The following is an 18207-nucleotide window of genomic DNA, read 5'->3' as shown; positions in this document are numbered from 1 at the left end:
GTTGACCCCGCAGGCACAGGCCCCGAACAATTCCGAGATGATGACCCGCGTGGGCCCCGGCACCGTCATGGGCGACCTGATGCGCCGCTACTGGCTGCCCGCGCTCGCCTCCAGCGAGCTCGTGGCCGACGGCGACCCCGTGCGGCTGATGCTGCTGGGCGAGAAGCTGATCGCCTTTCGCGACTCCAGCGGCCGCGTCGGCGCCATGGACCACCGCTGCCCGCACCGCTGCGCCTCGCTGTTCTTCGGCCGCAACGAGCACGACGGCATGCGCTGCGTGTACCACGGCTGGAAGTTCGACGTCGAGGGCAACTGCCTGGACATGCCCAACGTGCAGAACGGCGAGGACATCCGCGGCAAGGTCAAGGCCAAGGCCTACCGGACGATGGAGCGCAGCGGCCTGGTGTGGGTCTACATGGGCCCGCAGGACCAGGTGCCGCCGCCTCCCGCGATGGAAGCGGCCCTGATCCCGGACGCGGAGGTCAGCGTGCGCTTCGTGCAGCGCGCGTGCAACTGGCTGCAGGCCCTGGAAGGCGACATCGACACCTCGCACTTCGGCTTCCTGCACGCCGGCCACGCGCAACCCGAGGACTTCCAGGAGGACCACCCGATGCGGCACACGGTGACCAACCGCGCGCCGCAGTACCACGTGGCCGACACCCCCTGGGGCACCAGCTACGGCGCCTACCGCAGCGAGGAGGACGGGCGGACCTCCTGGCGCGTGGCCAACTTCCTGTTCCCGTTCTGGACGCAGGCGCCCAATTCGGACTTCCTCACCAACGTGGGCGTGCGTGGCTGGGTCCCCATGGACGACGAGCACACGATGGTGGTGATGCTCTCGTGGAAGAAGTCACCGGGCGCCTACACCGGCATGCCGCTGAAGAACGGCCAGCCCATCCCGGGCTTCGCCCCGACCGTGGAGTACCTGCCCAACACCACGGACTGGCACGGCCGCTGGCGCCCCAAAGCGCGCGCCGAGAACGATTACGAGATCGACCGCGAAGCGCAGCGCCGCAACGAGATCTACACGGGGATCAAGATGGTCTTCATGCAGGACCAGGCCGTCACCGAGTCGATGGGGCCCATCACCGACCATTCCTGGGAGCACCTGGTCGCGAGCGACCAGATGGTGGCGCGCACGCGGCGGCGCGTGCTCAAGGCGGCCCTGGCGCTGCGCCAGGAGGGGACGCTGCCGCCGGGCATCGTAAACCCCGAGGTGATGTGGGGCGCGCGCAGCGGCTCGTACCACACGCCGGCGGGCCAGGACTGGCAGCAGGCCTACCAGGAGAAGCTGGAAGAGGCCACGCGCGTTCCCCGCTGACGCCCTCCGGGGGAGCGCCGGGTGGGCGCACGCGAGGGCTACCGCCCGTAGAACCGCTCCAGGAAATCGAGCTGCGCCTTTCGCCACGCGCCGCCTGGCTCGATGGCATCTCCGAGCACGAGGTGGTTGTCTTCCGCCGCCCGGTACGCGTCCCACTTCGGCAGTCCTTGGGCATTGGGATCGCCCTTGGCTGCGAAGTTCACCCAGTACCTGCGCATCGCACGCGACAGCGCTTCGTCCTTCGCGTCGAAATCCGCCGTCTCGCCCGGGGGCGCGGAGGCGACGTTGCCGAAGGCGTGCGCCACTTCCTCGCCGTGGTGCGGGCCATCGGCCTGGTGCGGGCGCCGGCGCGTGAACAGGTACTTGAAGGTGCGCGGCTCGCGCGCTGCCATGCTTTGCGCCAGCAGGCGCGTGCCGTAGTTGAACTGCGTGTCCGCGAACATGGCGGCGACGGCACCGCGCGCCTCGCCGTCGGCGTGCGCCGGGTACAGCGCGGCCGCCTCCGCGGCTGCCGGACCGAAATTCCCTTGCACCTGCTCGCGGTAAGCCGCCAGCGTGTCCACCGGCCAGCTGCGCGTCAGCAGCGTGCCTTCGTCGAGGTTGCTGCCCACCACGAGCGGCATGGCGTGCATGCGGCCCGACTGGAACGCCGGCCGTTCGTCTTCGGGCAGCAGCCAGCCGTCGCGGATGGGGCGCAGCACGCGGGGCGTGGTCAGGCCGCGCACGGCGGGGTTCAGCAAGGAGGTGCGGGCCAGCACCTCCGTCGGCGGCAGGGCGCGCAGTGCATCCAGGTCGGCTCCGAGCTTGAGTCCGGCCTGCTGCGCATCCTGCAGCCCCGCGAGCGGGCGGCCGGCGCCCGGACTGTGCAGGATGGCGCGGTCGAAGGCCCCCTGGGCAAGGGGGGAAGCGAGCAGCAGCGAGAGCGAGGCCGACCCGGCCGACACGCCGAAGGCGGTCACGCGAGCGGCGTCGCCGCCGAAGGCCGCGATGTTCCTGCGCACCCAGGCCAGGGCCGCGAGCTGGTCCAGCAGGCCGTAGTTGCCCGAGACCTCCTGTGCCGATTCAGCGGCCAGCGCCGGATGCGCGAAAAAGCCGAACAGGCCGCTGCGGTAGTTGAGCGCGACGACGACCGCGCCTTCGCCCGCCAGCCGTTCGCCGTCGCTGCGCAGGTCCGAGCCGCTGCCGGCCGTGAAGCCGCCGCCGTGGATCCACACCAGCACGGGCAGGCTGGCCGCGGCGTCGAGCGTGGGCGTCCACACGTTCAGGTACAGGCAGTCCTCGTCCTGGCGGGGCGCGCGGTTGCGCGCGCTGGGCGCCTGCGGGAAGTCCGGCCCGAAGGCGAGCGCGTCGCGCACGCCCTGCCACGCCTGGACCGGCTGCGGGGGCCGCCAGCGCAGCCGTCCCACCGGTGGGGCCGCGTAGGGAATGCCCTTGAACACGGCGCCATCGGCCGTGCGCTGCCCGCGCAGTTGGCCATCAGCCAGCGTGACCGTGGCGAACCCAGGATCCGACTTCATTCGATTTCCTCTCAGCGCCGGCCCAGCGAGGGCGTCGGCGGTTCAGCGGCGAGGCGGCGCCGCACTTCCACGGCCAGTTCCACCAGGCGCTTGCCATTGCGTTCCATCACGGCCTGCGTCTGCACGGCCGCGTTGCCCTGCGAGTTGAAGGCCAGCAGGGTACGCCCGTCGGTGTGCACGAAGGGCGCGGCCACGGAATTGGTCGTCTTCTGGAAGCTGCCGGCAGCGATGCAGAAGCCGCGCCGGTCCACTTGTTCCACCGCGTCGTCCAGCTGGTGCTGCAGCTCGGGCCATTCCTTGCGGTAGTGGTCCTTCAGCTCGTCGTACAGCTGGGCGCGCTCCCGCGGCTGCATCGCGGCGATGCAGGCCCGGCCCATGGCGGTGCGGGTCAGGGGCACGCGGAAGCCCACGCGCTGGCGGCGGTTGGGGTTCGATTCGCCCAGCGCGTACTCCAGGTACAGGACGCTGAGGCCTTCGTGCACGCCCAGGCCGACGTTGGTCTTGCTCTTCTCCGCCAGTTCCTCCATCAGCGGCCGGGCGATGGCGGGCACCGGCATGTTCACGAGGTAAGGGTAGGCGAGGGTGACCACGCCCGCGGCCAGCTCGTACTTGCCGAACTCCGGGAGGTAGCGCAGGTAGCCCAGCTGCGTGAGGGTGAAGGTCAGGCGCGAGACCGTCGGCTTCGGCAGCCCGGTGAACTCGGCGATCTCCACGTTCCCGAGCATCTTGCGATCGAGCTGGAACGCCCGCAGGATCGCCAGCCCGCGCGCGACGGCGTTGTTGAAGCGGGGATCGTCGTCCTCCGTCCTGATCTGGATGCCTTCGGAATAATCCGGCGTGACCGGCTTGTCCTTGCGGCTGGGTCGCCCCACGTGTCCTCTCCTGTCATGCGTCCAACCCCGCAAGTCTAGCGGCGCGCCGTCGCGGTCCATGGCTAGAGGTCCAGGACCAGGACGGCGTCCTTGCTGCCGGAGCAGCACACCATCATGACCTGGTTGCCGCGCTTCTCCTCGTCGGACAGCAGCGAATCGCGGTGGTCCGGCGTGCCCCCGAGGACGCGGGTCTCGCTGCTGCCGCAGACGCCCTGCTCGCACGACGCCTGCACGGACACGCCTTGCTGGCGCAGCGTGTCCAGGATGGTGCAGCCCTTCGGCACGAACACGCTGCGTCTCGTGCGCGCCAGCTGCACGGTGAAGCCGCCTTCGGCGGCCACCGGCGCGGCCGCCGAGAAGCGCTCGAGATGCACGTGGCTGGCGGGGCGGGTGGCGCAGGCAGCCTCGAAGGCATCGAGCATGGGGCCCGGTCCGCAGCAATAGAGGTGGGCATCGCCTGGCGCACCGGCCAGGATCTCGCGCAGGGGCAGCGGCGCGTTGCCGTGCTCCGCGTCGACGTGCAGGTGCAGCCCGGGGCCGGCCAGCACGTCGAGGAAGGCGGCTTCCTCCCGCCGGCGCACGCTGTAGTGCACCTCGAACGAAGCGCCCAGCGTGCGCAGGCGCTGCGCCATGCAGGCGATCGGCGTCACGCCTATGCCACCCGCCACCAGCACGCTGTGGCGGGCCTGTTCGTGCAGCGCGAAGTGGTTGCGCGGCGCGCCGAGCTCCAGGACCATGCCCACTTTCAGCTGGTCGTGCACGTAGCTGGAGCCGCCGCGGCTGGCGGGATCGCGCTTGATGCCGACGACGTAGCGGTGCGTCTCGTGCTGCGGGTTGCACAGGGAGTACTGCCGCACCAGGGCGTTGGGCAGGTGCAGGTCGAGGTGCGCACCGGCCGTGAACGGGGGCAGGGCGCGGCCGGCCATGGGAGCGAACTCGTAGAGGTGGATGCCTTCGGCGGCATAGCGGATGGCGGTGAGCCGGGCGGAGATCGTTTCGTTGGACACGGCGGGCGGCGCGAGGGTCTCGGGACTGCAGGCGTCCATCTCAGCTCCAGTCCGCGAAGCACAGGCCGGTGCCGGTGCCGGCCGGCGTGCGGTAGGCCGGGATGTATTCGATGTGCCGCAGCGCGAGGTGCTCCACCGCGCCCGCCATGCAGATCCAGTTGCGGATCTCGGAGCTTCCCGAGTTCAGCTGCTCGCGCGGCAGCGCGACCAGCGCCTGGGCGTCCTTCTCGCGCAGCGCCCGCACCACGCGGCCGTCGAGGTCCGGGTCCACCGTGAAGTGGCTCAGGCCGCCGGAGGCCAGCACGCCCACCCGCAGGTCGCCGGGATAGTTCTGCACCGCGCTGCGGATCGCCTGGCCCAGCTTGTAGCAACGGGCCGGCGTCGGCTGGTTGGGCGGGAAATAGGTGTTGAGGAACACCGGCAGCACGGGCACCGTCATGCCGGCGAGCAGGCGGTTGTGCACGAAGCCGAACGCGTGGCCCTCGCCGTAGCCGTCGGCCAGGGTGCTGGCGCAGGACAGGTCGAAGTCCTCCATCAGCTGCGCGATCAGGTGTCCGGCGAGCTTCGCGTCCACCGGGTAATCCCGCGGCACGTCCCGCTCGAAATACTTCGCGGACGCATTGCGCGCCCAGTCGGGGCCGGGGTGGCTCTTCAGCGGGACGTTGCGGATGGTGTCGCCGCGATAGATGAGCACGGACGGCATGTTGTCGTCGTCGTAGAGCTCCTTCTGGTCGTCGCCGACGACGATGAGCGTGTCCAGGCGCGCATTGCGCACCACGGCGGCGAGGCGCTCCACCTCGGCGAGCGCGCGCTGGTGCTTGTCGGCAAACGCCTGGGGCGTGATTTCCGCACGCACCTGCGGTGGCGCGAGCTTCTCCAGCTCCTCGTAGCTCACCGGCCGGCCCTGGCGGGTGAGGTGCGGCCGGATGCGGTCGCGCTCGATGAACTTGCCCCAGTCGCCCACCGGGGCGTTGAGCATGGGGGTGTGGGAGGTGCCGACGCCGAGGACGATCTGGGCCATGTGGTCTTTTGCCTGCTGGGGGGCGATCGGGTTGTGCCGTTTGAAAAATGAAATTATATTTTGATTTGGATCAACGCCGGTTGTCAAAGAAGACCCGCATGGAGACCACGCCGCTGGCCATCGCCGACCTGTTCGTCCTGGAACCGGACGTCAGCAGCGACGCGCATGGCCGCTACAGCTACTACCACGACGCGCGCGCGTTCGCGAGCGCGGGCGCGCCGCCGCACTTCGTGCAGGAGCATGCGTCCCGCTATGCCCTGCGGCACACCGTGCGCGGGCTGCACTTCCAGAAGCCGCCGCACGCGCAGACCAAGGTCGTGCGCGTCGCCCGCGGTCGCATCTGGGACGTGTGCGTCGACATCCGCCGCGGTTCCCCGAGCTACGGCCGGCATGCCGCCGTGGAACTCGCCGCCGGCGACTGGCGCCAGCTGCATGTCCCGCCCGGCTTCGCGCACGGCTTCTGCACGCTGGAGCCGGACACCGAGATCGCCTTTCGACTGACCGACTACAACAACCGCGACCACGCGGGCGGCCTGCTGTGGAACGACCCGGAGCTGGGCATCGCCTGGCCCTGCGGCGACCGGCCGGCCTGGGTCTTCCCGAGCGACCGGCAATGGCCGGCGCTGGCGGCCCTGGACTCCCCCTTCCACCCTCTGGAGACACTCCCATGACCAACCGACGCACCGTCCTGCGCGGCCTTGCAGGCGGCGCAGCCGCCGCCCTCGCGGGCCCCGCCGTCCTCGCCCAGGACAGCACCATCACCGTGCTGGTGGGCGCAGCCTCGTCCATGGACGCCACGGCCCGCCTGATCGCCGACCAGCTGCGCACGTCGCTCGGCCGCCCCGCCATCGTCCTGAGCAAGCTGGGCGCGGGCCAGCGCGTCGCCCTGGGCGAATGCAAGCGCGCCGCGCCCGACGGCCGCACGGTGGTCTTCGCCACCAGCGGCCCGTTCTCGGTCTATCCCTACATCTACAACAAGCTGGACTACGACCCGGCCGCGGACTTCACGCCGATCGCCGGCATCTCCTACTTCGACGTGGCGATCGCCACCGGTCCCATGACCGGGGCGACCGACCTGAAGCAGCTGATGGAATGGCAGCGCGCGAAGAAGGACGCGGTGTTCGCCTCCGCCCCGGGCAACGGCTCGCTCTCGCACTTCGTGGGGATCTCCACCAGCCTCGCGACCAAGGTGCCGATGACGCACGTCCCCTACAAGGACAGCGGCGTGGGCATCGTCGACCTGGCCGCCGGGCGCCTGCCCATGCTGATCACCGGCCTGCAACCGATGATCGAGATGCACAAGGCCGGCAAGATCAAGCTGCTGGCCGTCTCGGGCGACGTGCGCTCGCCGCTGGTGCCCGAGGTCCCCACGCTCAAGGAAGCCGGCGTCGATGTCGTCAGCAGCACCTACACGGCCGTGTTCGGCCCGGCGAAGCTGCCGCCCGACGTGACCCGCCGCCTGCACGACGCGATCGTGCCGATGCTGTCCAACGCGCAGATGAAGGAAAAGCTCGCCCAGCTGGCGATGACGCCCTGGCCCGCCAGTGGCGCCGAGGTCAGCGCCCTGCTGGTGGAGGAGCGCAAGCGCTTCGAGCACCTGGTCAAGGCGAGCGGCTACCAGCGGGAGGACGCGTGATGCGGCGTCGCACCGTCCTGCGCTGCGGTGCGGCGTCGGCCGCCGCCCTGGCCCTGCCGGCGCTGCGGGCCCAGGAGGACAAGTCCGCCATCACCATCGTGGTCGGCGCGGGCGCTTCCGTCGACGCCGCGGCGCGGCTGGTCGCCGATCGGCTGAAGGAAGTCCTGGGCCGCACCACGGTGATCCTGCAGAAGTTCGGCGCCGGCCAGCGCATCGCGCTGGGCGAGGTGCGCCGCGCCGCGCCCGATGGCCGAACGCTTCTTTTCAGCACCAACGGGCCGTTCGCGATCTATCCCAACATCTACCGCAAGCTCGACTACGACCCGACCGCGGACTTCACGCCGATCACGGGCGTGTCCAGCTTCGACGTGGGCATCGCCACGGGCCCGGCCACCGGGGCCACCGACCTGAAGCAGCTGGTCGAGTGGGCGAAAGCGCGCAAGGGCGGCGAGCTCGTGTTCGGCTCGCCTGGCAACGGTTCGCTCTCGCACTTCGTCGGCCTGTCCATCGGCCTGGCCACCGGACTGAAGACCGAGCAGGTGCCCTACAAGGAAAGCGGCAACGGCGTCCTCGACGTCGCGGAAGGCCGGCTGCCGGTGATGATCACGGGCGCCAACAGCTTCGTCGAGATGCACAAGTCGGGCCGCCTGCGCCTGCTGGCCGTGTCCGGCGAGCAGCGCTCCCCGCGCACGCCGGAGGTGCCCACGCTGAAGGAAGCCGGGCTCAACCTGAGCACGGTGACGACCACGGGCCTCTTCGGGCCGGCGCACCTGCCGGCCGATTTCGTGCGGCGGGTGCACGAGGCGGTGGCGCCGCTGCACGCCTCGGCAGCGTTCCGCGAGAAGCTGGCCGCGATCAGCATGACCTCGTGGCCGGCCACGCCGCAGCAGTTCGCCGCCTCGCTGGTCGAGGAGCGCAAGCACTTCGAGCAACTCGTCAAGGCCGTCGGCTACCAGAAGGAGGACGCATGATCCGCCGCCGCACCCTCGTGCAATCGATGGCCGCGGGCGCCGCGGTCCTCGCCGCCCCCACCCTGCGGGCCCAGGACAACACGCCGGTCACCATCCTGGTCGGCGCCGCGTCGTCGATGGACTTCACCGCCCGCCTGATCGCCGAGCACCTGAAGGACGCGCTCGCACGTCCCGTGGTCGTGGTCAGCAAGCTGGGGGCAGGCGGGCGTCTCGCGCTCAACGAGCTCAAGCGCGCTGCCCCGGACGGCCGCACGCTGATGTTCTCCACCAGCAGCCTGCTGGCGATCTACCCGCACATCTACACCAGGCTGGACTACGACCCGGTCGCGGACTTCACGCCCATCGCCGGCGTGAGCCTGTTCGACCTGGGCATGGCGACGGGTCCCATGACCCACACCGGCGACGTCAAGTCCACCATGGCCTGGGCCAGGGGCCAGGGCGCCGATGCCGTCTACGGCGCCGCACCGGGTGCGGGCTCGTCCTCGCATTTCGTCGGCATCGCGCTGGCGCAGGCGACCGGCCTGCCACTGAAGCCGGTGCACTACAAGGACAGCGGTGTGGGCGTGATCGACCTCGCGTCCGGGCGCCTGCCGATGCTGATCACCGGCACCAGCCCGGTGGCCGTTCAGCACAAGGCCGGCAAGATCAAGCTGGTCGCCGTGTCCGGCGAGAAGCGCTCGCCCCTCGCGCCCGAGGTACCCACCTTCAAGGAACAGGGCTACGACGTGGTGATCGAGAACTCCGCCGCGCTCTACGGGCCCGCGAAGCTGCCGCGCGAGATGGTGGAGCGCGTGCATGCGGCCCTGCAGCCGATGTTCGCGCGCCAGGACGTGCAGGAGAAGCTGGCGGGCCAGGGCATGACACCGCAGCCCCTCAACGGCACGCAGCTCGCCGCCTGGCTGGCGGCCGAGCGCAAGCGCTACGAGGTGCTGACCCGGGCGAGCGGCTACGTGCCGGAGACGCTGTGAGCGCCGGGATCGCACTCCAGGCCGCGCAAGGCTTCCTGCGGGCGCGGCTCGCGGGCGGTGACGAGGGCCGGCGCCAGTTGCTCGCATTGCTGTCGCCGCAGGCGCGCTACATGGTCCTGGGCAAGGAGGTGGCGGGGGCCGAGGCGGTGGCCGCCGAACTGGTGGCGGGCGGCAATGGCGAGCTGGCCCGCCGCCTGGACTGGCAGCCGGCGGAAAGCGTCGGGACACAGCTGCGCCTCACGGGCACGCGCCGCGCGGGAACGCGCGACCGCGGCCTGGTGGTCACGCTGACGCTGCAAGGCGACGCGATCGCGCAGGTGCAGGAGCAGCGCCTGCCGGCCCCGCCGGTCGAGGCGCAGGCGATCCGCTTGCCTGGAGCCATCCAGCGGCGCATCGACAACGCGCTCGTGGAGCGCCATCCCATGCTGCTGGCGCACATGGGCCCGGACGGCCAGCCGATCCTCAGCTTCCGCGGCTCGGTGCAGGTCTTCAGCGACGACCAGCTCGCCCTGTGGATCCGCAACGGCACCGGCGGTTTCATCCAGGCGATCGGCGCCAACCCCAAGGTGGCGCTGATGTACCGCGACGAGGAGGCCAAGGCCACCTACCAGTTCCAGGGGCGTGCCCGCGTCACCGAAGTGCAGTCGGAACGCCAGCGCATCTTCCAGCGCGCGCCGGCCGCCGAGCGCGCCCATGACTTCGCGATGCTGGGGACCGCCGTGGTGGTGGACCTCGATCGCGTCGAAGGTTATGCCGGCCTGGGCCCCCAGGGCCAGGTCGATCCGATCCGCATGCTGCGCGAGGGCGCGGCACCCACCGCAACCTGATGGAGCAACGATGACCCCCCAAGACAGCCACGACCTCACCCGCACCGGCCCCGGCACCGTGATGGGCAACTTCATGCGGCAGTACTGGATCCCCGCTGCGCGTTCGAGCGAACTGCAGGTGGACGGCACGCCCATGCGCCTGCTGCTGCTCGGCGAAAAGCTGGTCGCCTTCCGCGACTCCAGCGGCCGCGTCGGCGTCATGGACCACATGTGCCCGCACCGCAATGCCTCGCTGGTGCTGGGACGCAACGAGCAGGACGGCCTGCGTTGCATCTACCACGGCTGGAAGTTCGACGTGAACGGGCGCTGCGTGGACATGCCCAGCGTGGCGCCGCACCAGTGCTTCAAGGACAAGGTGCAGGCGACGGCGTACAAGGCCGTGGACCGCGGCGGCGTCATCTGGGTCTACATGGGACCGCGCCAGGACGACCCGCCGCCGCTGCCCATGTTCGAAGCCACGCTGCTGGACGAGAAGGACGTGGACATCCAGTTCATGATGCGCAGCTGCAACTGGATGCAGGCGCTGGAAGGCGACATCGACACCTCGCACTTCGGCTTCCTGCACGTCGGCCACCTGGACCCGGACGAAGTGCCCGAGGGGCATCCGCTGGAACACACCGCCGGGGACCGCGCGCCCGAATACCACGTGCGCGATTCCGCCTGGGGCACGACCTACGGCGCCTACCGCACGGTGAAGCCGGGGACCACCTACTGGCGCTTCGCCAACTACATGTTCCCCTTCTGGACGCAGACGCCGCAGGGCGAGTTCCCGGTGAACATCCAGGCACGCGCCTGGGTGCCGCTGGACGACACGCACACCATGGCGATCTTCTGGCGCCGTCGCACCGCCACCGGCGGGCCGCGCAGCACCATGGAGCCGCTGAAGAACGGCCAGCCGCTGCCGGGCGCACGGCCGCAGCCGGACTTCCACCCGACCGCGACGACCTGGCTGGGCCGCTACCGCGTGGTGGCCGAGGAGGCGAACGACTGGCAGATCGACCGCGAGGCGCAGCGCACCAACCGCATCTATTCGGGCATCGACCACATCGGCCTGCAGGACCAGGCCGTGACCGAGAGCATGGGGCCGATCACGGACCATTCCCGGGAACACCTGGGCCCCGGCGACGTGATGATCGCCCGCACGCGCCGCCGCGCGCTGCAGGCCGCCCGGGCCTTTGCCGCGGGCGAGCCGGCGCCGGGCGCGCGGCAGCCCGAAGTGATGCGGGAAGCGCGCAGCGGCTACTTCGAGATGGACCAGTCCGTCGAATGGCAGCAGGCCTATGCCCGCAGCCTGCAGGCGGCCGAGCGCGTGAGCAGGGAACGGGCGAAGCCGGCGCGCGAGGTGGCGCCGGCGAAGTAGCCCGTCAGGGGCGGCGGAAGGGCGAGCGTTCGTCCAGGTGCTCGAGATAGTTCTCGATCCCGCGCCCCTCCCGCTGCAGGAACTTCTCCACCGCATCCGCGAACGCCGGATGCGCCAGCCAGTGCGCGCTGGTCGTCTTCACCGGCATCAGCGCGCGGGCCATCTTGTGCTCGCCCTGCGCGCCGCCTTCGAAGCGGCTGAAGCCCTGTTCGATGCACCACTGCAGCGGCTGGTAGTAGCAGGCCTCGAAGTGCAGGCAGTCCACGCGTTCCAGCGCGCCCCAGTAGCGGCCGTAGGCGACGCCGTCCTCCAGGCCGATGAGGCTGCTGGCGATGCGCTTGCCTTTTTTCTCTGCAATGAACAGCAGCCAGTTCTCCGGCATGCCCGCCGCCATGCGCCGGAATAAGTCGCGCGTGAGGTAGGGCGCGTTGCCGTGTTCGAGATAGGTGCGTTCGTAGCAGCGGTAGAAGAAGTCCCAATCCTCCCGGGTGATCCCCGCGCCGCGCGCCTGGCGGAAGGTCACGCCGGCCTCGGCCACCTTGCGCCGCTCCTGCCGGATCTTCTTGCGCTTTTCCTGCTGCAGGCTGGCGAGGAAGGCCTCGAAGTCGGGGTACGAGGCGTTCATCCAGTGGAACTGCACCGTGTGGCGCAGCATCATTCCCGCGGCTTCACAGGCAGCCACGTCCTCGTCGCTGCCGAACAGCAGGTGCCAGGAAGAGGCCTTCTTCTGCTTGCACCAGGCCAGCACGGAGCGCACCAGCGCTGCGCGCGCGGTCGCATCGCGCGCCAGCAGGCGCGGCCCCGGCACCGGCGTGAAGGGCACCGCCGTGAGCGCCTTGGGGTAATAGCGGATGCCGTGCTGCTCGTAGGCATTGGCCCAGGCCCAGTCGAACACGTACTCGCCGTAGGAGTGGCTCTTCAGGTACAGGGGGCAGGCGGCTTCGAGTTCGCCGTCGCGCCACAGCGTCACGAACTGCGGTGTCCAGCCCGTGTCGCGCACGGCGCTGCCGCTGTCGTGCATGGCCGCGAGGTAGGCGTGGCGCATGAACGGCGAGCCGCCGGCCAGCGCCAGCAGCGCGTCCCAGGTGCTTGCGTCCACGTCCGACGGCGTGGCGAGGACCCGGGTGACATAATCGTTCGAGAGGTCTGGCACGTCTAAATGGCACTCACTATCTGTACCGCGCAGCTCAACGTCACCGTCGGCGACATGGGGGGCAATGCGCAAAAGATCATCGCCGCCGCGCGCACCGCTTACGAGCAGGGCGCGCGCCTGGTGCTCACCCCCGAACTCTCGATCTGCGGCTATCCCGCGGAGGACCTGCTGCTGCGGCCGGCGTTCATCGCTGCCTGCGATGATGCCGTGAAAACGGTGGCCCGCGAGCTGGCGGGGTTGAAGGGCCTGCACGTGGTGGTCGGCCATCCGCACGGCAGCGCCATCCGCGGCAAGTCCGTGCAGGTGCAGCAGCGCTACAACGCGGCCAGCGTGCTGTGCGAAGGCAAGGTGCTGGAGACCTATGCCAAGCGCGAGCTGCCGAACTACCAGGTCTTCGACGAGTACCGCTATTTCACCCGCGGCCAGGGCACCAGCGTGTTCCAGGTGGAAGGCATCAGCGTCGGCCTGCTGATTTGCGAGGACGCCTGGTTCGCCGAGCCGGCGCAGCTGGCCCGCGCCTCGGGCGCGCAGATGCTGGTGGTGCCGAATGCCTCGCCCTTCCATGCGGGCAAGAGCGGCGAGCGCGTGGCGCGCATGGCCGACCGCGCGCAGGACATCGGCCTGCCGCTCGTGTACGCGCACCTGGTGGGCGGCCAGGACGAGGTGATCTTCGACGGCGCGTCCTTCGCGGTGAACGCCGACGGCAGCCTGGCGGCGCTCGCGCCGGCCTTCGAGGAGAACCTGTTCTACGTGCAGGCGGAGCAGGGCGACGAGGGCGTCGTGCTCACCGGCGAGAAGGCCGCGGTTCCCGAGGGCGAGGCGGAGCTGTGGCACGCCCTGGTGATGGGCGTGCGCGACTACATCGGCAAGAACGGCTTTCCCGGCGTGCTGCTGGGGCTGTCGGGCGGCATCGATTCGGCCCTGGTGCTGGCGATCGCCGTCGACGCGCTCGGTGCCGACAAGGTGCGCGCGGTGATGATGCCGTCTCCCTACACGGCCAGCATTTCCTGGATCGATGCGGCGGAAATGGCCAGGCGCATGAACGTGCGCTACGACGAGATCTCGATCAAGCCGATGTTCGAGTCCTTCCGGCAGGCGCTCGCCCAGGAGTTCGCCGGGCTGCCCGAGGACACCACCGAGGAGAACATCCAGGCGCGCATCCGCGGCGTGCTGCTGATGGCCCTGTCGAACAAGTTCGGCAGCATCGTGCTGACCACGGGCAACAAGAGCGAGATGGCCACGGGGTACTGCACGCTCTATGGCGACATGGCCGGCGGCTTCGCGGTGATCAAGGACGTGCTCAAGACGATGGTGTTCAAGCTCGCCGCCTGGCGCAACGCCAACGATCCCTACGGCACGGGCCAGAACCCCATCCCGGAGCGCATCATCACGCGGCCGCCCAGCGCCGAACTGCGCCCCGACCAGGTGGACCAGGACAGCCTGCCGCCCTACGAGATCCTGGACGGGATCCTCTCGCGCTACATGGAGAACGACGTGGGCATCGAGGACATCGTGGCCGAGGGCTACGACCGGGCGACGGTCGAACGCGTGGCACGCCTGGTGCGGATCAACGAGTACAAGCGGCGGCAGTCGCCCGTCGGCGTGCGCGTCTCCCACCGGGGCTTCGGCAAGGATTGGCGCTATCCTATTACGGACAAGTTCCGCGCCTAGACGCGATCCCTTCCCAGAACGAAATCCCCGGAGAGTCCATGAAGCAGATCACCGCCATCGTCAAACCGTTCAAGCTCGAGGAAGTCCGGGAGGGGCTGGCCGAGTGCGGCGTGACGGGACTGACGGTCACCGAGGTGAAGGGCTTCGGCCGGCAGAAGGGCCACACGGAGCTCTATCGCGGCGCCGAGTACGTGGTGGACTTCCTGCCCAAGGTGAAGGTGGAGGTGGTGGTGAAGGACGACGAAGTGGAGCGCTGCGTCGACGCCATCATCAAGGCCGCGCGCACCGGCAAGATCGGCGACGGCAAGATCTTCGTCACCACGGTGGAACGCGTCGTGCGCATCCGCACGGGCGAGATCGACGAGAGCGCGATCTAGGTTCCTAGATCTGCGACACGTCCACGGGCCGCGGGTCGAAGCCCGCGCCCTGGACCAGCCGCGGCAGCAGCCGCGCCGCATCGTCGTCCACCGTGAGCAGCTCCATCTGCCGCTCGTTCATGAAGCCGTGGCCCACGCTTTGCCGCAGGAACTGCAGCAGCGACTGGTAGTAGCCGCCGGTATCGAGCAGCCCCACGGGCTTGCGGTGGAAGTCCAGCATCCGCCAGCTCCACACCTCGAACAGCTCCTCGAAGGTGCCGATGCCGCCCGGCAGCGCCAGGAAGGCGTCCGCGCGTTCCGCCATCATGGACTTGCGCTGGTGCATGTTGTCCACGACATGCAGCTCCGTGCAATCGCGCTTGGCCCATTCGCGTTCGACCATGGAATGCGGGATCACGCCGACCACGCGGGCGCCGGCTTCCAGGGCCGCCGTCGCAAGCACGCCCATGAGGCCGTTGTTGCCGCCGCCGTAGACCAGCTGGCCGCCGTGCGCGCCTATCCAGTGGCCGACGTCGCTGGCCACGCGCGTGAAGGAAGGATCGCCGCCCGGCCGGGAGCCGCAGTAGACGCAGATGGAAAAGCGCGGAGTCATGGGAAGAAGAAGTTCCAGAGGCCCGCGGCCCAGATGCCGCCGGCAAGAAGGGTGGTCAGGAGGACGGCGGCACTGCCCATGTCCTTGGCGCGCTTGGACAGCGCATGCCACTCCGGACCGATGCGGTCGATCGCCGCCTCGACGGCGGTGTTGAGCAGTTCCACGATCATCAGCAGCAGCACCGAGCCGGCGAGCAGCGCGACCTCGACCCAGCTGCGGCCGACCCAGAAAGCCAGCGGCACCAGCACGAAGGCCAGGCAGGCTTCCAGCCGGAAGGCGGCCTCGCTCCAGCCGGCGCGCAGCCCGGCCAGCGAATAGCCGGTCGCGTGCCACAGCCGGTCGATGCCGGTGCGCAGCTTCTGCGGGTTGACCGGCTCGCGCAGCGACTCGGGGGACAGGGACATGCCCGGATTGTCTACGAGGCGGAGGGAGGCTTTGCCACGTCCACCAGCCGGGTGCCCGCCCAGGCGTCGTGCCAGAACTGGCGCTGCGGGTGCAGGCGGCTGAGCAAGGCCCAAACCACCACCCAGCCCACCAGGACGCCGGTCACGGGCTTCCAGTCGGTGACGCGCTGGTGCGCGAAGAAGGCCAGCGGCGGCAGGACCCAGGCGGCGCACAGCACGTAGCGCAACCACGCCCGCGCCAGCGTCGGCGCTCCGCCTTGCGGACCCACGATGCGGATGCGCCAGGTCTGCATGGGCAGCGTGCGGCCGCGCGACCAGCACCACGTGAAGTACACGCCCAGGACCAGCACCACGAAGACGCCCAGCGCCTGGCGACCGTGCAGGGCGTGGCGCATCTGGGTGAGCACGGAAAAGACGAAGGCGGCGGCCAGCGCGATCGCGAAGGCCAGGAAGGCTTCGTAGAACAGGCAGGCGAGGCGCCGCGCGAGGCTGGGCGCCAGGAGCAGATCGCGGGCGGTCAAGGCGCGGTGGGCGAGGCCGGCGTCGGCAGCAGGACGTTGTTTTCGGCCGGGGCCGGGGCCGGGGCGGGCGCCGGCGGCGGCGGCGGCACAGGGGCGGCGGGCGCCGGCACGGCCACGGGCCCGGCAGGCACCGGCGCCTGCGCCGCGACATCGCCCTTCTTCGGCCGGGGCGGGATCCGGGCCAGCTTGTCGTTGGCGACCGGCTGCACGGCGATGGCCGTGGGTGGCGGCTTGGAGGCGGCGGCGCGCTGCTGGAGCTTCTTCTTCTCCTCCGGCGACAGCGCCTGGTAGGCCTCCCACTTGGCGCGCTTGTCGTCGGGAGCGACCTTCTGCGCCTCGGCGAAGTTCAGGCGGGCGGTGGTGCGCTGCTGCGGCGACAGCGCGGCCCACTCGGTCATGCGGCTGTGCAGGCGCGCCTGTTCCGGCGCCGGCATGGAGTGGAAGTTCTCGGACAAGGCCAGCCACTTGCGCTTGTGCGCCTCGCCCAGCGTGCGCCAGGTCACGGCCAGCGGCGCGAGCGCCTGTTGCTGAAGCGGCGTGAGCTCGGTCCACACGGGCTTCGCTTCGGCCTTGGCCGGCGGCGCGACGCGCACGGCCGCCGGACGGATGGGCTCCTTGCTGGAGACGGAAGGCTTGCCGGCCTGGCTGACCGGCGTGGACGCCGTGGCGGTGGGTTGGGGCGCCGGGGCCTGCGCCCATGCCGCGCCCGCCGCGGCCAGCAGGCCAAGGACGAGCGTGCGCAAGGGCGGCGTCATGGGCGGGCGGCTTCGCGTCAGTTGCCGCCGCCCGTCTTGAGGAACTGGACGAAGCCCGGGTCGGCGTAGGCCGCGGGGGGCAGGTCGTCCGTGAGCAGGGCAGCATCGACCTCGGCCAGTTCGCTGGCCCGGCGGTCGGTCTGGGAGGTGTGGATCATCACCAGGCCGGCAGCCAGCACCAGCAACGGCAGCACGGAAGCCACGCGGTTGAACCAGGTGCGCTCGCCAAGCCCGAGCGTGGCGGCACCGCCACGTCCGATGGTGACAGGCGCAACTTCCTCCAGCTTGCGGGCGGCCAGCGCGCGCACGCGGGCAGCCCGCAGCCTTTCACGCGCTTCGTAGCCCAGGTCGTCCGCGCCTGCCGACAGGCGGCGGGCGACCGCACGGCCGAACGGGTCGGCCAGGTCGAAGTCGGTAGTCGTCATAGTTGTATTCCCTTTGCCTTCAGTGCCTTGCTGAGGGCGGCGACCGCCCGGGAACAGTGCGTCTTGACGCTCCCTTCCGAGCAGCCCATGGCCGCTGCCGTCTCGGCCACGTCCATGTCCTCCCAGTAACGCATCAGAAACGCTTCGCGTTGACGGGCGGGCAGCTCCATGATCTCACCTTCGATCTCCCGCAGGATCTGTGCCCGCCGAGTGGCGTCTTCCGCGCTCTCCACCTGCTGGGAATGCTCCGGCGAGGAATAAGTTTCCAGCAGGTCGAAATCGCCGTCCTCCGAGGCCGACTCGAAGTCGCTCAGGTTCGAGAACAGGGCATTGCGGGTCTTCTGCCGCCGGAACCAGTCCAGGGTGCAGTTGGACAGGATGCGCTGGAACAGCATGGGCAGCTCGTTGGCGGGCTTGTCGCCATAGTGTTCCGCCAGCTTCATCATGCTGTCCTGCACGATGTCCAGGGCGGCTTCCTCGTCGCGCACGTGGTAGACGCTGCGCTTGAATGCGCGCTTCTCCACGCTCTGCAGGAAATCCGAGAGTTCGCGTTCGGTAGCCAATGAATCCCGTGGGCGTTGGTCTTTTCGTGGTCCGCCGCAGGCGCGGCGGACAGGTGGCTGCCCCCGCACGGGCAGCCGGAAATTATGGCACTGCGCGGTCGGGCTAGGCGCTCGCTTGTTGCAGTGCGATAATGCGCGCTGCAAAGTCAAAGGCAAACGAGTCCTGGTCCGGCGGTGCGATCGGCCCGCCCATGGCCAGGTGCTCTAAGTCCCGACGCGGCCCCACAAGGGCTGGGCGAAGGGGCA

Annotated in this window: 20 protein-coding genes; 9 read left to right on the top strand and 11 right to left on the bottom strand. The window is 70.0% G+C overall.

Features of this window, described 5'->3' with window-relative positions; genetic code table 11:
- Position 1: 1 nt before the first annotated feature.
- Positions 2 to 1321 carry a Rieske 2Fe-2S domain-containing protein gene (locus AC3EGR_RS10405; protein ID WP_488546401.1) on the top strand — a complete coding sequence of 440 codons (1320 nt, stop codon included), beginning with the start codon at positions 2 to 4 and terminating at the stop codon, positions 1319 to 1321.
- Between the two features lie 38 nt (positions 1322 to 1359).
- Here AC3EGR_RS10405 and AC3EGR_RS10400 read toward each other — a convergent pair whose 3' ends face one another.
- The 4 genes from AC3EGR_RS10400 to AC3EGR_RS10385 all read right to left on the bottom strand — a co-directional run bounded on the left by AC3EGR_RS10400 (position 1360) and on the right by AC3EGR_RS10385 (position 5738).
- A complete protein-coding gene (locus AC3EGR_RS10400) occupies positions 1360 to 2838 on the bottom strand; it encodes a carboxylesterase/lipase family protein (RefSeq protein WP_488546400.1) in 1479 nt (492 codons plus the stop codon).
- An 11-nt stretch (positions 2839 to 2849) separates the two neighbouring features.
- Complete coding sequence (locus AC3EGR_RS10395; protein WP_488546399.1) at positions 2850 to 3710, bottom strand: IclR family transcriptional regulator; 861 nt, start codon at positions 3708 to 3710, stop codon at positions 2850 to 2852.
- Between the two features lie 62 nt (positions 3711 to 3772).
- Complete coding sequence (locus AC3EGR_RS10390; RefSeq protein ID WP_488546398.1) at positions 3773 to 4756, bottom strand: PDR/VanB family oxidoreductase; 984 nt, start codon at positions 4754 to 4756, stop codon at positions 3773 to 3775.
- 1 nt (position 4757) lies between these two features.
- Positions 4758 to 5738, bottom strand: a complete 981-nt coding sequence (locus AC3EGR_RS10385; RefSeq protein WP_488546397.1) for a DODA-type extradiol aromatic ring-opening family dioxygenase — start codon at positions 5736 to 5738, stop codon at positions 4758 to 4760.
- 98 nt (positions 5739 to 5836) lie between these two features.
- On the opposite strand from AC3EGR_RS10385, the gene rfbC reads away from it, so the two are divergent.
- From rfbC to AC3EGR_RS10355, 6 genes are read left to right on the top strand one after another with little or no spacing between them, the layout of a single operon-like run.
- Positions 5837 to 6409, top strand: a complete 573-nt coding sequence (gene rfbC / locus AC3EGR_RS10380; RefSeq protein ID WP_488546396.1) for a dTDP-4-dehydrorhamnose 3,5-epimerase — start codon at positions 5837 to 5839, stop codon at positions 6407 to 6409.
- Positions 6406 to 7374, top strand: coding sequence for a Bug family tripartite tricarboxylate transporter substrate binding protein (locus AC3EGR_RS10375; protein WP_488546395.1), 969 nt, complete (start codon positions 6406 to 6408; stop codon positions 7372 to 7374). The genes rfbC and AC3EGR_RS10375 overlap by 4 nt, the downstream gene beginning before the upstream one ends.
- Positions 7374 to 8345 (top strand): Bug family tripartite tricarboxylate transporter substrate binding protein, encoded by a 972-nt coding sequence (locus tag AC3EGR_RS10370; protein WP_488546394.1) that lies wholly within the window; start codon positions 7374 to 7376, stop codon positions 8343 to 8345. The genes AC3EGR_RS10375 and AC3EGR_RS10370 overlap by 1 nt, the downstream gene beginning before the upstream one ends.
- Positions 8342 to 9313: a tripartite tricarboxylate transporter substrate-binding protein gene (locus tag AC3EGR_RS10365; RefSeq protein ID WP_488546393.1), complete on the top strand. Its 972-nt coding sequence runs from the start codon at positions 8342 to 8344 to the stop codon at positions 9311 to 9313. Before AC3EGR_RS10370 ends, AC3EGR_RS10365 begins: the two co-directional genes overlap by 4 nt.
- Positions 9310 to 10140: a pyridoxamine 5'-phosphate oxidase family protein gene (locus AC3EGR_RS10360; RefSeq protein WP_488546392.1), complete on the top strand. Its 831-nt coding sequence runs from the start codon at positions 9310 to 9312 to the stop codon at positions 10138 to 10140. Before AC3EGR_RS10365 ends, AC3EGR_RS10360 begins: the two co-directional genes overlap by 4 nt.
- Positions 10141 to 10150: 10 nt before the next feature.
- Positions 10151 to 11500 carry a Rieske 2Fe-2S domain-containing protein gene (locus AC3EGR_RS10355; protein ID WP_488546391.1) on the top strand — a complete coding sequence of 450 codons (1350 nt, stop codon included), beginning with the start codon at positions 10151 to 10153 and terminating at the stop codon, positions 11498 to 11500.
- 4 nt (positions 11501 to 11504) lie between these two features.
- On the opposite strand, the gene AC3EGR_RS10350 is transcribed toward AC3EGR_RS10355, so the two are convergent.
- Positions 11505 to 12653 (bottom strand): GNAT family N-acetyltransferase, encoded by a 1149-nt coding sequence (locus AC3EGR_RS10350; protein WP_488546390.1) that lies wholly within the window; start codon positions 12651 to 12653, stop codon positions 11505 to 11507.
- Between the two features lie 6 nt (positions 12654 to 12659).
- Here AC3EGR_RS10350 and AC3EGR_RS10345 point away from each other — a divergent pair, with 6 nt between their 5' ends.
- Both AC3EGR_RS10345 and AC3EGR_RS10340 read left to right on the top strand, forming a co-directional pair.
- Positions 12660 to 14324, top strand: coding sequence for an NAD+ synthase (locus tag AC3EGR_RS10345; RefSeq protein ID WP_488546389.1), 1665 nt, complete (start codon positions 12660 to 12662; stop codon positions 14322 to 14324).
- A gap of 38 nt (positions 14325 to 14362) precedes the next feature.
- On the top strand, positions 14363 to 14701 hold the full coding sequence (locus AC3EGR_RS10340; protein ID WP_488546388.1) for a P-II family nitrogen regulator: 339 nt from the start codon (positions 14363 to 14365) through the stop codon (positions 14699 to 14701).
- Between the two features lie 4 nt (positions 14702 to 14705).
- Here the strand turns inward: AC3EGR_RS10340 and AC3EGR_RS10335 are convergent, their stop codons facing one another.
- From AC3EGR_RS10335 to AC3EGR_RS10310, 6 genes are read right to left on the bottom strand one after another with little or no spacing between them, the layout of a single operon-like run.
- Positions 14706 to 15293, bottom strand: coding sequence for an LOG family protein (locus AC3EGR_RS10335; RefSeq protein ID WP_488546387.1), 588 nt, complete (start codon positions 15291 to 15293; stop codon positions 14706 to 14708).
- Positions 15290 to 15697 (bottom strand): diacylglycerol kinase, encoded by a 408-nt coding sequence (locus tag AC3EGR_RS10330; RefSeq protein WP_488546386.1) that lies wholly within the window; start codon positions 15695 to 15697, stop codon positions 15290 to 15292. Before AC3EGR_RS10330 ends, AC3EGR_RS10335 begins: the two co-directional genes overlap by 4 nt.
- An 11-nt stretch (positions 15698 to 15708) precedes the next feature.
- Positions 15709 to 16218 (bottom strand): RDD family protein, encoded by a 510-nt coding sequence (locus AC3EGR_RS10325; RefSeq protein WP_488546385.1) that lies wholly within the window; start codon positions 16216 to 16218, stop codon positions 15709 to 15711.
- Positions 16215 to 16973: a DUF3106 domain-containing protein gene (locus AC3EGR_RS10320; protein WP_488546384.1), complete on the bottom strand. Its 759-nt coding sequence runs from the start codon at positions 16971 to 16973 to the stop codon at positions 16215 to 16217. The genes AC3EGR_RS10325 and AC3EGR_RS10320 overlap by 4 nt, the downstream gene beginning before the upstream one ends.
- 17 nt (positions 16974 to 16990) lie before the next feature.
- Entirely contained in the window at positions 16991 to 17398 is a 408-nt protein-coding gene (locus AC3EGR_RS10315; RefSeq protein ID WP_488546383.1) for a DUF3619 family protein, read from the bottom strand.
- Positions 17395 to 17961 (bottom strand): RNA polymerase sigma factor, encoded by a 567-nt coding sequence (locus AC3EGR_RS10310; protein ID WP_488546382.1) that lies wholly within the window; start codon positions 17959 to 17961, stop codon positions 17395 to 17397. The genes AC3EGR_RS10315 and AC3EGR_RS10310 overlap by 4 nt, the downstream gene beginning before the upstream one ends.
- Positions 17962 to 18207 lie beyond the last annotated feature (246 nt).

The sequence above is a fragment of the Ramlibacter sp. G4-7 genome (assembly GCF_057784995.1).
Note: the sequence above shows the minus strand (reverse complement) of the source record. Positions and strands in the feature narration are given on the sequence as shown.

Coding starts and splice junctions, on each gene's coding strand:
- AC3EGR_RS10340 (WP_488546388.1), top strand. CDS start 14,363: ATGAAGCAGATCACCGCCATCGTCAAACCGTTCAAGCTCGAGGAAGTC.
- AC3EGR_RS10335 (WP_488546387.1), bottom strand. CDS start 15,293: ATGACTCCGCGCTTTTCCATCTGCGTCTACTGCGGCTCCCGGCCGGGC.
- AC3EGR_RS10330 (WP_488546386.1), bottom strand. CDS start 15,697: ATGTCCCTGTCCCCCGAGTCGCTGCGCGAGCCGGTCAACCCGCAGAAG.
- rfbC (WP_488546396.1), top strand. CDS start 5,837: ATGGAGACCACGCCGCTGGCCATCGCCGACCTGTTCGTCCTGGAACCG.
- AC3EGR_RS10400 (WP_488546400.1), bottom strand. CDS start 2,838: ATGAAGTCGGATCCTGGGTTCGCCACGGTCACGCTGGCTGATGGCCAA.
- AC3EGR_RS10390 (WP_488546398.1), bottom strand. CDS start 4,756: ATGGACGCCTGCAGTCCCGAGACCCTCGCGCCGCCCGCCGTGTCCAAC.
- AC3EGR_RS10355 (WP_488546391.1), top strand. CDS start 10,151: ATGACCCCCCAAGACAGCCACGACCTCACCCGCACCGGCCCCGGCACC.
- AC3EGR_RS10320 (WP_488546384.1), bottom strand. CDS start 16,973: ATGACGCCGCCCTTGCGCACGCTCGTCCTTGGCCTGCTGGCCGCGGCG.
- AC3EGR_RS10385 (WP_488546397.1), bottom strand. CDS start 5,738: ATGGCCCAGATCGTCCTCGGCGTCGGCACCTCCCACACCCCCATGCTC.
- AC3EGR_RS10370 (WP_488546394.1), top strand. CDS start 7,374: ATGCGGCGTCGCACCGTCCTGCGCTGCGGTGCGGCGTCGGCCGCCGCC.
- AC3EGR_RS10365 (WP_488546393.1), top strand. CDS start 8,342: ATGATCCGCCGCCGCACCCTCGTGCAATCGATGGCCGCGGGCGCCGCG.
- AC3EGR_RS10315 (WP_488546383.1), bottom strand. CDS start 17,398: ATGACGACTACCGACTTCGACCTGGCCGACCCGTTCGGCCGTGCGGTC.
- AC3EGR_RS10375 (WP_488546395.1), top strand. CDS start 6,406: ATGACCAACCGACGCACCGTCCTGCGCGGCCTTGCAGGCGGCGCAGCC.
- AC3EGR_RS10345 (WP_488546389.1), top strand. CDS start 12,660: ATGGCACTCACTATCTGTACCGCGCAGCTCAACGTCACCGTCGGCGAC.